We start from the raw sequence: 14,771 nt of genomic DNA on the forward strand, positions 1-14,771 counted from the left end.
GCCCGGACCGCACGGGACCACCATCCAGGCGGGCACGGCGAGCGGCGCAGTGGTCCCGGTGACGAGGATAGAGAAGACCCGTCCCCGGCCCCGGGACCACGTCGCGGACGTCAGTTGAACGACGAGTGCGGCGCGCCCATGCCCGGGTCGATCTTCACCGGCCCGGCTGCGGTGGGGGTCACCGGGAAGTCGAAGATCGCCGTCGGGATGTAGACCGTCGCGCACGCGTTCGGGATGTCCACCACGCCCGAAAGCCTGCCCTCGATGGGAGCCGCGCCCAGCAACAGGTACGCCTGCTCGGGGCTGTACCCGAACTTGGTCAGGTAGTCGATGGCGTGCAGGCAGGCCCGCTGGTACGACAGGTGCGAGTCCAGGTAGCGCTGCTCGCCGTCGAGGGTCACCGAGGTGCCCGAGAACGCCAGCCACTCCGAGTACTGCGGATCGGTGTTGCCCGGCATGAAGATCGCGTTCTCGCCGACGCCGTAGGTCTCCATGCCGCCGGGGATCACGTCGACACGCAGGTCGATGAAGCCGCCCATCTCGATGGCGCCGCAGAACGTGATCTCGCCGTCGCCCTGCGAGAAGTGCAGGTCACCGACCGACAGGTTCGCGCCGTCGACGAACACCGGATAGAACACCCGGCTGCCCTTGGTGAGGTTCTTGATGTCCTGGTTGCCGCCGTTCTCCCGCGGCGGTGCGGTGCGCGCGGCCTCGGCCGCGGCCTTGGTGAACGCGTCGCCGGTCAGCCCGCCGAGGATCGCGTCCTGCGGTTCGGGCGGCAGTGCCAGCGGCGGCACCCGCTCGGGGTCCGTGGCGATCAGCGCGGCCTCGCGGGCGTTCCACTTGGCCAGCAGGCCCGCCGACGGCGCGGTGCCCATCAGACCCGGGTGCACGATGCCGGTGAACTCGACACCCGGGATGTGCCGCGACGTGGCCTTCTGACCCGAGAAGTCCCAGATCGCCTTGTAGGCGTCGGGGAACTGTTCGGTGAGGAAACCGCCGCCGTTCTGCGTCGGGAAGATGCCCGTGTAACCCCAGCCCTGGCCCGCGAGCGGTCCGGAATCCTCCTGCGGGATCGGGCCGACGTCGAGGATGTCGACGATCAGCAGGTCGCCGGGCTTGGCGCCCTCGACCGCGATCGGGCCGGACAGCACGTGCACGGTGGTCAACGGCGCGTTGAGGATGTCGTCGGCGGAATCGTCGTTGTGAATCGCGCCGTCGAACCACTCGCGGCAGTGCACGCGGAACGAGTCACCTTTCTTGACCGTCACGGCCGGCGGGATGTCGGGATGCCACCGGTTGTGGCCCAGTTTCTCCTGCTCGGTGAACTTCTTGGTGGAGTCCAGGGGAAATACGACGTCAGGCATGTGTTCTCCTTGTCGGGACTGCTAGGGGCGGGGCAGCTTCTGGTGAAGCGGGTTGGTGGTGACCTTCTGTTTCTGTCGCCGCGTCCCCGGCGAGGGAGACGAGACGACGGCCGGGCGGTCCGCGGTGGCTCGGGTGGCGTCCTGCAACGCCATGCCGACCCCACCGCGCCCGATGTTGGGGGCCGAGATCAGTCGCCGCGCCGCACCGTTGCAGCTTGGGCACTCGATCACGTCGGGACGAGAACTCATCGAATACAGCTGCTTGGTGGTGCCGCAGCCGGACTCACACCGAAATACGTAGAGAACCAACAGGTTTCCTCGCTGTCCGATTGGGGTGAAGACACGGCCAACCTTACCGAGGAGTGCGGGTTCAGGCGCGGTAGTTGGATAACAAAACAGCCTCTACGGATCACGGTGTAGCGCCGCACAGGCTGTACACGGGGTGGCGGCGCGCTCAGCGCGACCGGCGCGTACCGCTGGTCTGCCGAATCCCGTTGTGCCGCACCGCGTTGGGACCCGGACCGGGACCCGGGGTGGCCAGATCCCCTGCGACTCCGGCGGGTTTCGCGGCCTCGCCGCCTTGTTCGCGCATGCCCATGTTGCGCGCGGCCCACAGTGCGATGCGGAAGTTGACGCGGTCGGATTCGTCGAGCGGATTGGCGCCGGTGAGTTCGGCGATCTTTGCCAGCCGGTTCCGCAGCGTGTTGACATGCACGTAAAGCTGGGTCGCGGCGGCGTTGATGTCGTTGCGGGGCGCCAGGAACGCTTCCAGCGAGGACACCAGATAGGAGTTGTTGACCTTGTCGTGCTCGACCAGCGGCGCGATGAGGCGGTGTACGAACGGCACCAACCGCACCTTCGGGACGGCAGCCAGCAGACCGTCGAGGGTGGCGATCTCGTCGATGTGCACCGCGCGGCGCCACCGGGTGGCCTCGTGCAGGGCTTCGAGGGCCTCGGGGATGGCGTAGACCATCGCCGAGGCGTCGGGAGCGATCGCGACACCGCATGACAGCGGCGACGCGGCCAGCTCGGCGCGGAAGTTCTCGGTGTGCGCACACAGCGAGACGATGCGGTCGTCGTCGAGCAGCGCAACGGCGCCGCCGTGCTTGTCGACCAGGTCGTGGACGGCGGTGTGGGCGTCGGAGTTGAACGCGCACACCGCAACCGGTGCGCCGGCCAGTCCGCGTTCGGCCAGTGCGTTCTCCACCGGGCCGACGCCCAGGGTGCCCGCGACGAACCATCGCAGGATGGACCCGAGGTCACCCTCCCGCTTGCCGGCCTCGCGTTCGGCGGCGCGGTGGGCCTCGGCCCAGTCGACGATCCGCCGGAACGGGACGTCGGGCGGCAGGGTGAGCAGCGGGAGGTCGCGGTCCAGGCACGCCTGCACCAACGCGGCGGGCGGTTCGTCGAACAGGTCACCCAGACCCACCATCAGCGCGGTGACGCCGCGGTCGCTCAACGTCGCGACGTAGCGGCGGATGACGTCGTCGGGCTCCTGGGCCACGGGCACGCCGACGCTGAGGATCAACTCGCCGCCCGACAGGTACTGCGACGGATCGGCGAGTTCGGTCGGGTAGACATACCGGATCGGCCGGTCGCCATCACCGATCGGCGTGAGCGCCTCGACCTGCAGGCCGGACTGTGTCAGCAAAGCGTGCAGCCGGACGGTGCCGTCGTGGGGAGCAACGTCGATCCCCGCGGCGCCACCGTCGCTCGATGTCTCGCGCGACATCAACGACTCGCGACCATAACTGCACTCATGGCTGCGTAGTCTAGGACCACACCCCGTTCGCTATAGATCGAGTGTTAATTTCGCGTTTCCTAGAGCCCGCGAGACGCAAATCATCATCGTCGTGTTGGCCTGTCGTTCCTCATCGGTCAGCAAATCATCGCGGTGATCAACCTCACCTGCGAGCACCTTGGTCTCGCACGTGCCGCAGAACCCCGCGGTGCACGAGTAGGGCGTCTCGGGCGCGACCGCGAGCACGGCGTCGAGCACGCTCGTGTCCTCCGGCACGGTCACCGTCACCCCGGTGCGGGCGAGTTCCACGTCGAACGCGCTGTCGTCGGCGGCGCCCTCGGCGGCCTCGCGGGCGCCCGCGCTGAACCGCTCGGTGTGCAGGAACACGTCGGGGTGCTCGGCGGCCAGGGACTGCACCGCGTCGAGCATCGGCGCGGGCCCGCAGCAGTACACGCGGGTGCCTGGTGCGCTTGCGGCGAAGGCCGTGGCAAGGTCGGGGATGCCGTGGGTGTCCTGCGGGAGCACCTCGACCTCGCCGAACCCCGCGAGCCGGTCCAAGAACGCCATCGACGCCCGTGTGCGACCGCCGTAGACGAGCCGGAACGGCACCTCCTCACCCGCGGCGCGCAGCGACTCCATCATCGCGAGGATCGGCGTGATGCCGATGCCGCCCGCGATGAACAGGTACCGAGGCGCCTCGACGAGCTCGAAGTTGTTCTTCGGCTCCCCCACTTCGAGGATCTGCCCGATGCGCAACTGCTCGTGGATCTCTCGCGATCCGCCGCGGCCGTCGGCGACCAGCAGGACCGCGACGGTGTAGGAGTACGGATCGTCGAGCGCACCGCACAGCGAGTACTGCCGCACCCGCCCCGACGGCAGCGTGATCGGCAGGTGCGCACCGGCTGCCCACGCGGGCAGCCGGTGGCCGTCAGGGTCACGCAGTGTCACCGAGATGACACCCGCGGCCTCCAGGCGCAGTTGTGTGACCTGGAGTTTCATTGTGCCGGTGCGGCCGTCGCGGCCCGCGCATGACCGTTGGTCTGCGCGTTCGCCGCATCGGCCTCGGTGTCGGTCCCGGCGTCGAGACCGCGTTCCTGCCGGATGGTCTGCACCGCGAACTGCGTGGCGCGCCGGTAGTTCAGCGTGTAGATGTCGGCGGGTGCCGACACCTCGAACGCCTGACCGGCCAGCGGAACCTCCTTGGGCTCAAGGCCTTCCAGGACCGGCGTGTCCTCGTTGAACACCTTGGTCTCGATCTCGAGGATCTCGTCGACGGTCCCGCCGCGGAAGTCCTTGTCGGTGGCGACGCCCCAGAAGATGATGCACTTGTCGTAGCTCACCGGCGACGGGAAGTCCACCAGGTAGCGCTTGCCGATCTCCGGGCCGAAGTCGTAGAGGATCGTCGCGATACCGGGCGCATACGAGTGGTAGTGCATCCAGGCGTCGCCGACGCCGGAGAAGTCCGACTCCTCGACCTGCGCGTAGAAGTAGGACGCCCACACCTCACGGCCCTCGCGCTTGACCTCGAGATCGGGGACGACGGGGTTGACGTCGCCCATCGACGGCTCGTGCACGAACGGGAAGTGCGCCATGTCGCGGAAGTTCTCGGTGGCCGCCATGAACCCGCAGTCGGCGTGGATCGGATCCGCCGGACGCCATTCCAGCTCCAGATCCGCGATCTCCGGCGGATTGGGCAGGTCGAACACCGGGTCGCCCAGGCAGGTCCACACGTGCTCGAACCGCTCGATGACGGGATAGGACTTGATGGCGGCCTTCGGCGGGATCCGTCCGCCTTCCTTGAGCGACGGGATGGCCGAGCACTGGCCGGTCTGCCCGTCGAACTGCCAGCCGTGGTACGGGCAGGCGATGGAGTCGCCGACCACCTTGCCGTCGGCGAGGTTGGCGCCGCGGTGGATACAGCGCCGGTCGGTGACGCGGGCCGCGCCGGTGGAGTCGCGGAACACCACCAGGTTGTGGTCGAGCAGCGTCGCCGACTGCGGAGTGTCGATGTCACACGAGCGTGCGACGACGAACCACACGTGCTGGTAGGCCTCGCGCAGTTTCTCGGGGGTCAATACGTCCTGCTTCATGGTGTCTCCTAACTACTCCGCGACAGGGGTCAGTTCGGGCCGGGTCAACGTGCGCGGCGTGAGCTTTTGCGCGCGAACGTGTTCGGCGATCTGGGACATGCCCGCCACCCACACGTCGTCCATCGCGCACACCTCGGCGATGAACTCGCGCAGCGCGGCCGCGCGGCCGGGCCGTCCGCTGAGGAACGGGTGGTTGGTGAGCACCCAGGCGCCGCCGATGTCGCGCATCGCGTTCAGTTCGGCCCGCCACAGTTCGATGGCCTTGGCCGGGGTCTCGATCAGGCCGGTGCCGGAGAAGTCCGGCACGAAGCAGTACTGCTGCCAGTCGTCCAGCGCCCAGCTGACCGGCAACTCGACCAGCGATCCGTCCCCCACCGCGAGTTCGTAGGGGTGATCGGAGTCCATCAGCGTCGAGTCATAGAGGAATCCGAACTCGGCGAGCAGTTTCGGTGTGTGCCAGTTCATCTCCCACATCGGCGCGCGGTAGCCGACCGGGTGTACGCCAGCGACCTCCTCCAGCGCCTCGATGCCGCGGGTGAGGATCTTGCGCTCGGTGTCCTCGTCGGCGCCCACGAGCGACTCGTGCAGGTACCCGTGGTGGGCGATCTCGTGCCCGGCACGCGCGATCGAGCGGATCGGCTCGGGGTGACGGTGCGCGGTGTAGCCAGGGACGAAAAATGTTCCGGGAACGTTGAACTCGTCGAGGATCCCGAGCAGCCTCGGCACACCCACCAGCGGGCCGTAGGCCTGGTGGCTCATGGTTCCCATCCGGTCGGCGAACGCCGGGTCGGTGGTCAGCAGCGGCGATTCGGCGTCCACGTCGAAGGTGAACGCGACGGCGCAGGTCTTGCCGTCCGGCCAGGAAACCGGGGCGGCGGGCGTCAATTCCGTCGTCGAGTCGGTCATCAGCGGGCCTTCCTTCCGAACACACTCAACAGTTCCCAGGTCACGTTGGCCGCGGCCACGGCGGTGATCTCGGCGTGGTCGTAGGCCGGGGACACCTCGACGACGTCGGCGCCGATCAGGTTCACCTGATCGAGACCACGTACCACTTCGAGCAGTTCGCGGCTCGACATGCCGCCGGCCTCAGGCGTTCCCGTGCCGGGGGCATGAGCGGGATCGAGGACGTCGATGTCCACCGACACGTACACCGGTGCGTCGCCCACACGTTCGCGGATGCGCTCGATCACGCCGTCGGAACCGAGCTTGGTGATGTCGCGGCAGGTGATCACCGAGAAACCGAACTTGGCGTCCTCGACCAGATCCTGCTTGTCGTAGATGGACCCGCGCACGCCGACGTGCATGTTGGTCTCCTGCAGCAGGCCCTCCTCGAAGGCCCGGCGGAACGGCGAGCCGTGCGTGAGGTCGGCCCCGTAGTAGGAATCCCAGGTGTCGAGGTGGGCGTCGAAGTGCACCAATGCCACCGGGCCGTGCACGGCGTGGGCGGCACGCAGCGACGGCAGCGCCACCGAGTGGTCACCACCGAGGACCACCGCGCGGGTGCCCTCGGACAGCAGCGCGGTCAGTTCCGCGGTCACCTGGTCGACGGCCTGGGCGATGTCGAACGGGTTGCACGCGATGTCACCGGCATCGGCGAACTGGCACACCTGGAACGGGGCGATGTCGAGTTCGGGGTTGTAGCCGCGGACCAGCCGCGACGCCTGACGAATCGCGTTGGGGCCGAACCGCGCACCGGGCCGGTAGGTGACGGCGCTGTCGAACGGCACGCCCACCACCGCCACGTCGGCGTGGGAGACATCCTCCAGCCGGGGCAGACGGGCGTAGGTCGTCCAGCCGGCGTACCGCGGCTGCACCTGCGGATCCACCGGCACCACGATCGCGTCGCGGCTCTTGTCGTTGGTCATGAATGCCTTTCCTAGACGCGGTTACGGGACTGACCACCGTCGGCGTTGACGATCTGTCCCACAGCTGCTTTCAGTTCCGGTCGGCTCAACAGCCCGATGACGCCTGCGACCTGGTCGACGCTGCCGATCCGGTCCAGCGGCGGTGTGGCGCCCTCGAGGTCGCACACCGACCACTCCGAGTCGACGTTCCCGATCGCGACAGCGTTGACGCCGATGCCGAACGCGCCGAAGTCGCGGGTCAGGGTCTTGGTGAGCGCGACGATGCCGCCTGCCGCGGTCGCCACCGCCGACAGTTTCGCCCCGCCGACGTGCCACCGCGAGGTGGTGAGCACGATGCGCCCGCCGGTTCCGTTGTCCCGCATGTGTTCTGCGGCGGCCTGCGCGTAGAGGAAGCTTCCGGTGAGGGTGGTGTCGACGTGCTTCCAGAACTCGGCCATCGACTGCTCGGTGAACGCCGCGACGTGCGGCAGCCCGTGTGCGACCACCAGGACGTCGATGCCGCCCATGCGCTCGACGGCCCGGCGTACCGCGTCGCGCACCGCGGCGCGGTCGGCGTGGTCGGTGTCGGCCGGCGGCGCGGCGGTGACCGCGCCGCGTGCGGTGAAGTGATCGTTGACGGCCACACCGAGTTTGGTGTCGGCGCCGGTGATGAGTACGCGTGTCATGTCAGATCACCGTTCCGCTGTTGACCGACAACACTTCTCCGCACAGGTTCATGTCCTCCTCCAGCAGCGCCCGGACCATCTCGGCCACCTCGGTGGGCAGCGCGATGCGTCCGGCCGGCAGTGTCTGCACGAACTCCTCGGCCCGCTCCCATGAGTCCGGGGGCAGCAGTGGGGTGTCGCAGGGCCCCGGTGCGACGGCGTTGACGATGATCCCGTCGGGGGCCACCTCGACGGCGATGCTGCGCAGCAGGCTCAGCGCGGCCGCCTTGGCGGCCGCGTAGTGCGCGTCGTTGCTGCCGCCGCCGATGGCGCGCTCGGAGGCGATGCCGACGATGCGGCCCCGGCCCTGTTCACGCATGTCGGGCAGAACCGCCCGGCACACGTGGGCCAGGCCGCCGACGTGCACGCGCAGCATCCGCTCCCACGACGGTTGGTCGATGTCGAGGGCGGGCGTCTCCTGATAATGCCCGGCGCAGACCACCGCGGCGTCGATGCGGCCGAGCGTGTCGCGCACGGTGGCCACCGCGTCGGTGACCTCCCGCTCGTCGGCGACGTCGGCGATCAGCCACAGGTCGTTGTCCGGTGCGGGTTCCCGCGAGATGGACGCCACGGCCCATCCCCGCTCGCGCAGCAGCGCGGCGATGGCGGCGCCGATGCCGCTGCCTGCACCCGTGATGACGACGACAGGCTTGTCGGTGAGGGTGCTCATGCCGGTTGCACCACCGCGTCGTCATCGTCATTGGACGGGGCATCGGTGTCCGGATCGACCGCCGCGGGCCGGTCCGCCACGTTCCTGACCTTCACGATCACCGCGCCCAGCGCCAGGATCGCGCCCATGGCGACGAAGAAGCCCCAGTTCAGATACCACGCGTCGGACACCGTGCGGGGCCAGACGATGTTGACGAACTCGAAGCCGGCCCACAGCACCGCCAGCACGGCCACCGGGGTGCTGAACTTGCCCAGGTTCCACGGTCCGGGGACCCACTTGCCGCGCAGACGCGCGACCAGACCGGTCACCAGCGGGAACAGGAACGCCAGGTAGTAGCCACCCGCGGTGAACGTCACGAGCACCGAGTACACGTCGGTGGCCGAGATCAGGTAGACGAACGCGCCGATGACGGTGGTGACGATGATCGCCGTGATCGGCTGCGCCTCGGCCTTGGACAGCTTGACCAGGAACTTCGACGCGGGCAGCACCTCGTCACGGGCGAAGGACCAGATGACGCGCGATGCGGACGCCTGCAGCGCCAAAAAGCTTGCCAGGAACCCGATCACGAAAGCGAACAGGATGGGCTTGACCGCGGACTCCCCCAGCGCGCTGCTGAGCACGTAGGCCACCGGGTCGGCTTCCTCACCGGAGATGATCTTGTCGAAATCGGGCACCGCCAGCGTCACCGCGAGCGACGCGTAGGCGATCACGATCGCGATGAACGCGACCGAGAACAGCATCGCCTTCGGCACGTTGCGGCGAGGTTCCTTGACCTCTTCGGCGATGGCGCCCGCGCTCTCGAAGCCGAGGATCGACCATCCGGTGAACGCGAGGGCGGCCAGGAACGGCCCCGAGACGTAGGCCCACGACCATCCGCTGGTCAGGTCGATGCCGTGGAAGATCGCGTCGAACCCGTGGTGGCGGTGGAAGATCAGCAGGTAGGTGCCCAGGCCGATCGACGCGACGATCTCGGCGCCGATACTCGCGGCCATCAGGGCCTTGAGGAACCCGCGGCCCAGGATGTTGGCACCGGTACCCGCGAGCAGGACGAAGAGGGCCACGATGCTCTGCTGAACCGCCGTCGGGCTCTCGATGCCGACCAGTTGCGCCAGGAAGCCGGCACCCGCGTAGGCAACCGTGGCCATGATGATCACCAGCGCCCACATGTACACCCAGCCGGCGAACCACCCGGCGACGTTGCCCGCAAGGCGTTTGGTCCACTGGTAGATCGAGCCTTCGAAGGGCCAGCGCGACACCAGGTCCGCGAATGCGAGCGCGACGATGCACTGGCCGATCCCCACGATGACGAATGTCCACCAGAAGCCGGGTCCGGCCGTCGAGAGGGACAGGCCGTAGATGCCGTACATCGCCACGATCGGCGAGATGAACGCGAATGCAAACGCAAACGCCGACCAGAGCGAGAATTCTCGCTTCAATTCCGCTGGTGCGGAACCATTTTGACGATCCGACGTCACCTATCCCACCTTTCGCTGCCTCGATGACACGGGGGAAGTATGGCCATCTGAGGAGGCGCTCGTCGCGGTGAACCGGCCAAACCGGGTGAGGCGTACAGTCGGGCCGTGCGCCGTTGTAGAGCTCTACATCGCGGCTCGCGACCGCCGATGGCGCGATCTGTGGGAAATCTGGCCCACCGTAGGTTTCGCGCGCCCCGGATCCGGTCGCACACTGGCCCAAGAGGGGTCGGCGCAGGCCGACATGCTGAACCTGAAATCTCCGAGGAACCGTTTTTTTCAACAGGTTTGGAGGAAAAGGGGTGAGATCCGGTGCGAGTGGTCATCGCCGACGACGACGTCTTGCTGCGAGAAGGCCTGGCGAGCCTGCTCGACCGGGCGGGCATCGACGTCGTGGGTCAGGCCGGTGACGCCCGGCAGGTGCTGCATCTGGTCCGCGAAAAGAACCCCGACCTGGCCATCGTCGACATCCGGATGCCGCCCACCTTCACCGACGAAGGCCTGGGTGCCGCACACGCGATCCGCAGCGATTCGCCCGGCACCGGAATCCTGGTGCTCTCCGCGCACGTCGAGGTCGAGGACGCCATGGAGCTGCTGGCCGACGAACGCGGTGTGGGCTACCTGTTGAAAACCCGGGTGACCGCTGTGGCCGACCTGATCGACGCGATGCACCGCATCGCCGACGGCGGTTCGGTGGTGGACCCCGTTGTGGTGACCGAATTGATTGCCGCCCATCGGCGCAACGACCCCCTGACCTGCCTCACCGCCCGTGAACGCGACGTGCTGAAACTGATGGCGGAAGGCCGGTCGAACACCGGGATCGCGCGACGCCTCTGGGTGGCCGAGGGCACGGTGGAAAAGCACATCCAGCGCATCCTGACCAAGCTGGGCCTCCCCGAGGCCGCAGACGACCACCGCAGAGTCCGCGCGGTCATCGCATTCCTGAACACGCGGTGACACCCCCGCGCCGGTCCGCCAGGAGCCCATATCGATTAGGTGACAAGGGCGCAACACCCATGGCGCTGCTCATCTGAGCACTTACTCTCGGATGAGGAGAGCAAATGGTCACAGATCAGAGTGCCGCAATGTCGTTCACCGCCGGGACAACCGGCCTGGTGGTGATAGACCCGTACAACGACTTCATCTCAGAGGGTGGCAAGGTGTGGGACCGGTTGCGCGGGGTCGCCGAGGCGATCGGCTGTGTGCCGCACATGATCGAGATGACCGAGGCCGCACGCGCGTCGGGCATTCCGGTGTTCTATGCGCTGCACCGGCGTTACCGCCCCGGCGACTATGAGTCGTGGCGGTATGTCGCGCCGATCCAGCGGGCCGCCTGGTCACGCCGGACCTTCGAGTACGGCTCGTGGGGCGGTGAGATCCACCCCGACCTGGCGCCGCGCCCCGGTGACATTGTGGCCCAGGAACATTGGTGCTCCAGCGGGTTCGCCAACACCGACCTGGACATGCTGCTCAAACGCCACGGCATCCACCAGATCATCGTCGTCGGCCTCATCGCCCACACGTGCGTCGAGGCCACCGTGCGCTACGGCGCCGAACTGGGTTACCAGGTGACGCTCGTGCGCGACGCCACGGCCGATTATTCGGTCGAGGAGATGCGCGCCGCCCTCGAGGTGACCCTGCCCAACTACGCCAGTGCGATCGCGTCGACCGACGAGGTGATCCACGCCATCGCGGGAATGCGCTGAGACACCCACCCGGCACCAACACCGGCAATGATCCTGCCGAGATTGCACTGAGGGACAAGAAACCGGCGTTTCTTGTCCCTGGCTTCAATCTCGGCGATCTCCGCTGAGGTAGCTTCACGCGAGATGCGTCGGCAAACTCAGGAGTCGGTCTGGTGAACGATCTCGAGCCGTTCTCGCCCTCGATCGACTGGAGCGACGAACTGGTGCACTCACTGTGGTGGCTGGCGCAGGCCTGGACCATCGCGGCGCTGTGCACGCTGGCGGTATTGGTGCTGCTCGCGCGGTACACGACATGGGGCAGGCAGTTCTGGACCGTCACGGGTGCCTACTTCACCGGGCGGCGCAGCGTGCGGGTGTGGTTCGTGCTCGGCGCGATGCTGCTGTCGGTCATCGTCGGCGTACGCCTGTCGGTGCTGTTCAGCTACCAGAGCAACGACCTGTACTCGGCCGCACAGATCGCCGTGCAGGGCTACGCGACCGGCGACGACGTGGTGAAGGACTCCGGCGTGCGGGGCTTCTGGATCTCACTGCTGACGTTCTCGCTGCTCGCGGCGATTCTGGTGACCCGTGTGCTCGTCGACCTGTTCATGACGCAGCGGTTCATGCTGGCCTGGCGGACCTGGCTCACCGACCGGCTCACGGGCGACTGGCTCGACGGCCGCGCGTACTACCGCAGCCGGTTCATCGACCAGACCATCGACAACCCGGACCAGCGCATCCAGTCCGACATCGACATCTTCACCGCGCTGTCGGGCCCACAGCCCAACACCCCGCACCAGACCAGCAACGGCACGCTGCCGTTCGGGGCCATCTCGTCGATCGTGTCGGTGGTGTCGTTCACGTCGATCCTGTGGAACCTGTCGGGTGAGCTGGACGTGTTCGGTGTGCAAATCCCGCGCGCGATGTTCTGGTCGGTGTTCGTCTACGTCGCGTTCGCGACCGTGATCGCGTTCTGGCTCGGCAGGCCGCTGATCCGGCTGTCGTTCAACAACGAAAAATTCAACGCCGCGTTCCGCTATGCCCTGGTACGCCTGCGGGACGCCGCCGAATCGGTCGCGCTGTACCGCGGCGAGAAGGCCGAGCGACGGCAACTGCGGGCGTTCTTCGCGCCCGTGGTCGACAACTACAAGCGCTTCGTCAACCGCACCATCGTGTTCACCGGCTGGAACCTGTCGATGAACCACATCATCATCCCGTTGCCGTGGCTGCTGCAGGCGCCGCGGCTGTTCGCCGGCCAGATCCAACTGGGCGCGGTCACACAGTCGGTGACCGCGTTCGGCGCGATCCAGGACGCGTTGTCGTTCTTCCGCAACTCCTACGACACGTTCGCGGGCTACCGCGCGTCGATCATGCGTCTGCACGGGCTGGTCACCGCCGACGAGCAGGGCCGCGCGCTGCCGATGGTCCACGTCGAGAACGCCCGGACAGCCGTCGTCGAACTCGACGACGTCGAGGTGCGCAACCCGGCCGGCGAGGAACTGGTGACCGGCCTGAGCCTGCGGTTGCATCCGGGCGCGGCGATGATCATCACCGGCAAGTCGGGTACCGGGAAGACCACCCTGCTGCGCAGTTTGGCGCAGTTGTGGCCCTACGCCTCAGGCACCATGCGCTGCCCGCGGGGCCGCAACGAGACGCTGTTCCTGTCGCAGCTGCCCTATGTCCCGCTCGGGGATCTGCGCACCGTGGTGTCCTATCCGCACGAGCCCGGCGACCTTCCCGACGGCGCGCTGCGCGACGCGCTGCTGGCGGTCGCGCTACCCCGCCACGCCGACCGACTCTCGGAGGTCAACGACTGGGCCAAGGTGCTCTCCCCCGGCGAGCAGCAGCGCATCGCGTTCGCCAGGGTGTTGCTCACCAGACCCAAGGTTGTGTTCCTCGACGAGGCCACCTCGGCATTGGACGAACCTTTGGAGTTCATGATCTACGGCCTGGTGCGGCGCGAACTGCCCGACACGGTGTTCGTCAGCGTCACCCACCGCACCACGGTGAACCGCCACCACGAGCAGCGCCTCGAACTCCTCGGCGGCGGGCGGTGGCGCCTGGGCCCCGTCGACGAGGCCGCGCCGGTTCCCGTGTGAGCAGCGGACTTTCGCATCCAGGCAGCGCGAAGGCGGCGGGCATACCAGGATGTGATCATGGACCACATCACCTTCGTGCCCACCGTCGATCAGATGAACTACACCTTCGGCGGGGCCGACCCCGTCATGCGGATCAAGCCGGGCACGGTGCTGACGTTGTGGACCGAGGACGCCTACGGCGGACGCATCACCAGCGTGGACTCGGTGGCCGGCACGGCACTCGACACCGAGGACCTCAACCCGCAGACGGGTCCGTTCTTCATCGAGGGCGCTGAGCCCGGTGACACCCTGGCGGTGCACCTGGTCGACCTCACCCCGGCCCGCACCTGGGGCGCGTCCACGCTGATCCCGTTCTTCGGCGGGCTCACCAGCATCCCGGTGAGCCCCACGCTGCAGGAACCGCTGCCCGAGCGCACCTGGATCTACGAGTACGACCCGGCCACCCACACCGTCGGGTTCGCCGCGCGCGGCAGCGATTTCGAGGTGGCGCTGCCCGCCAACCCCATGCTCGGCACGGTCGGGGTGGCCCCGGCGCGCCGCGAGGTGCGCACGTCGCTGGTGCCCGACGCGTTCGGCGGCAACATGGACACTCCGGAGATGACCGCGGGCGCCACGTGTTATCTGCGGGTCAACGTCGAGGGCGCGCTGTTCTCCCTGGGCGACGGACACTACCGCCAGGGCGAGGGCGAGGCGTGCGGCACCGCGGTCGAGGGCGCCATGAACGTCACCGCGATCGTCGAACTCATCAAGGGCGGCGGCCCGGCCTGGCCGCGGCTGGAGACCGACACGCACCTGATGGCCATCGGCTCGGGCCGCCCGCTGGAGGAGGCGTGGCGCGCGAGCCAGGTCGAGATGATCACGTGGCTCGGTGAGCTGTACGGACTGGACAAATACGACGCCTATCAGCTGCTCACGCAGATCGCGCTGAACCCGATCGCCAATGTCGTCGACGCGAACTACAGCACGCTGACCAAGATCGACAAGCGCCTGCTGCCCCCGGCCCCGGCCTACGGCGGCATCCACGCCGAACTGCGCAGCGCAGGACGGGCACTCGGCACCATCTCCTACTGAAAAGGAC

The 14,771-nt window shown here is 67.8% G+C and carries 14 protein-coding genes; 4 read left to right on the forward strand and 10 right to left on the reverse strand.

Features of this window, described 5'->3' with window-relative positions; all coding sequences use genetic code 11:
• Positions 1-110 precede the first annotated feature (110 nt).
• The 10 genes from fmdA to AT701_RS21400 form a co-directional block, all read right to left on the reverse strand.
• Positions 111-1,367 carry a formamidase gene (fmdA, locus tag AT701_RS21355; RefSeq protein WP_011729771.1) on the reverse strand — a complete coding sequence of 419 codons (1,257 nt, stop codon included), beginning with the start codon at positions 1,365-1,367 and terminating at the stop codon, positions 111-113.
• A 21-nt stretch (positions 1,368-1,388) separates the two neighbouring features.
• Complete coding sequence (locus tag AT701_RS21360; RefSeq protein ID WP_058126546.1) at positions 1,389-1,616, reverse strand: hypothetical protein; 228 nt, start codon at positions 1,614-1,616, stop codon at positions 1,389-1,391.
• A 205-nt stretch (positions 1,617-1,821) separates the two neighbouring features.
• The gene (locus AT701_RS21365; protein WP_058126547.1) at positions 1,822-3,099 is read right to left on the reverse strand and encodes a PucR family transcriptional regulator; all 1,278 of its coding nucleotides are present in this window, start codon (positions 3,097-3,099) and stop codon (positions 1,822-1,824) included.
• 60 nt (positions 3,100-3,159) lie between these two features.
• Positions 3,160-4,107, reverse strand: coding sequence for a PDR/VanB family oxidoreductase (locus AT701_RS21370; protein WP_003895766.1), 948 nt, complete (start codon positions 4,105-4,107; stop codon positions 3,160-3,162).
• On the reverse strand, positions 4,104-5,198 hold the full coding sequence (locus tag AT701_RS21375) for a Rieske 2Fe-2S domain-containing protein (RefSeq protein ID WP_003895767.1): 1,095 nt from the start codon (positions 5,196-5,198) through the stop codon (positions 4,104-4,106). The genes AT701_RS21370 and AT701_RS21375 overlap by 4 nt, the downstream gene beginning before the upstream one ends.
• A gap of 12 nt (positions 5,199-5,210) precedes the next feature.
• Complete coding sequence (locus AT701_RS21380; protein WP_011729776.1) at positions 5,211-6,104, reverse strand: polysaccharide deacetylase family protein; 894 nt, start codon at positions 6,102-6,104, stop codon at positions 5,211-5,213.
• Complete coding sequence (gene speB / locus AT701_RS21385) at positions 6,104-7,063, reverse strand: agmatinase (protein WP_058126548.1); 960 nt, start codon at positions 7,061-7,063, stop codon at positions 6,104-6,106. The genes AT701_RS21380 and speB overlap by 1 nt, the downstream gene beginning before the upstream one ends.
• 11 nt (positions 7,064-7,074) lie before the next feature.
• Positions 7,075-7,728: an SDR family NAD(P)-dependent oxidoreductase gene (locus AT701_RS21390; RefSeq protein ID WP_011729778.1), complete on the reverse strand. Its 654-nt coding sequence runs from the start codon at positions 7,726-7,728 to the stop codon at positions 7,075-7,077.
• A 1-nt stretch (position 7,729) separates the two neighbouring features.
• Entirely contained in the window at positions 7,730-8,437 is a 708-nt protein-coding gene (locus tag AT701_RS21395) for an SDR family NAD(P)-dependent oxidoreductase (protein WP_003895771.1), read from the reverse strand.
• Positions 8,434-9,912: an amino acid permease gene (locus AT701_RS21400; RefSeq protein ID WP_003895772.1), complete on the reverse strand. Its 1,479-nt coding sequence runs from the start codon at positions 9,910-9,912 to the stop codon at positions 8,434-8,436. The genes AT701_RS21395 and AT701_RS21400 overlap by 4 nt, the downstream gene beginning before the upstream one ends.
• Before the next feature lie 309 nt (positions 9,913-10,221).
• On the opposite strand from AT701_RS21400, the gene AT701_RS21405 reads away from it, so the two are divergent.
• The 4 genes from AT701_RS21405 to AT701_RS21420 all read left to right on the forward strand — a co-directional run bounded on the left by AT701_RS21405 (position 10,222) and on the right by AT701_RS21420 (position 14,764).
• The gene (locus AT701_RS21405; RefSeq protein ID WP_058126549.1) at positions 10,222-10,866 is read left to right on the forward strand and encodes a response regulator; all 645 of its coding nucleotides are present in this window, start codon (positions 10,222-10,224) and stop codon (positions 10,864-10,866) included.
• Between the two features lie 104 nt (positions 10,867-10,970).
• Positions 10,971-11,615 carry a cysteine hydrolase family protein gene (locus AT701_RS21410; protein WP_080628128.1) on the forward strand — a complete coding sequence of 215 codons (645 nt, stop codon included), beginning with the start codon at positions 10,971-10,973 and terminating at the stop codon, positions 11,613-11,615.
• Between the two features lie 152 nt (positions 11,616-11,767).
• Complete coding sequence (locus AT701_RS21415; RefSeq protein WP_058126550.1) at positions 11,768-13,693, forward strand: ABC transporter ATP-binding protein/permease; 1,926 nt, start codon at positions 11,768-11,770, stop codon at positions 13,691-13,693.
• Between the two features lie 57 nt (positions 13,694-13,750).
• The gene (locus AT701_RS21420; RefSeq protein WP_003895776.1) at positions 13,751-14,764 is read left to right on the forward strand and encodes an acetamidase/formamidase family protein; all 1,014 of its coding nucleotides are present in this window, start codon (positions 13,751-13,753) and stop codon (positions 14,762-14,764) included.
• Positions 14,765-14,771 lie beyond the last annotated feature (7 nt).

It is taken from the genome of Mycolicibacterium smegmatis, from assembly GCF_001457595.1.
Classification (GTDB): domain Bacteria; phylum Actinomycetota; class Actinomycetes; order Mycobacteriales; family Mycobacteriaceae; genus Mycobacterium; species Mycobacterium smegmatis.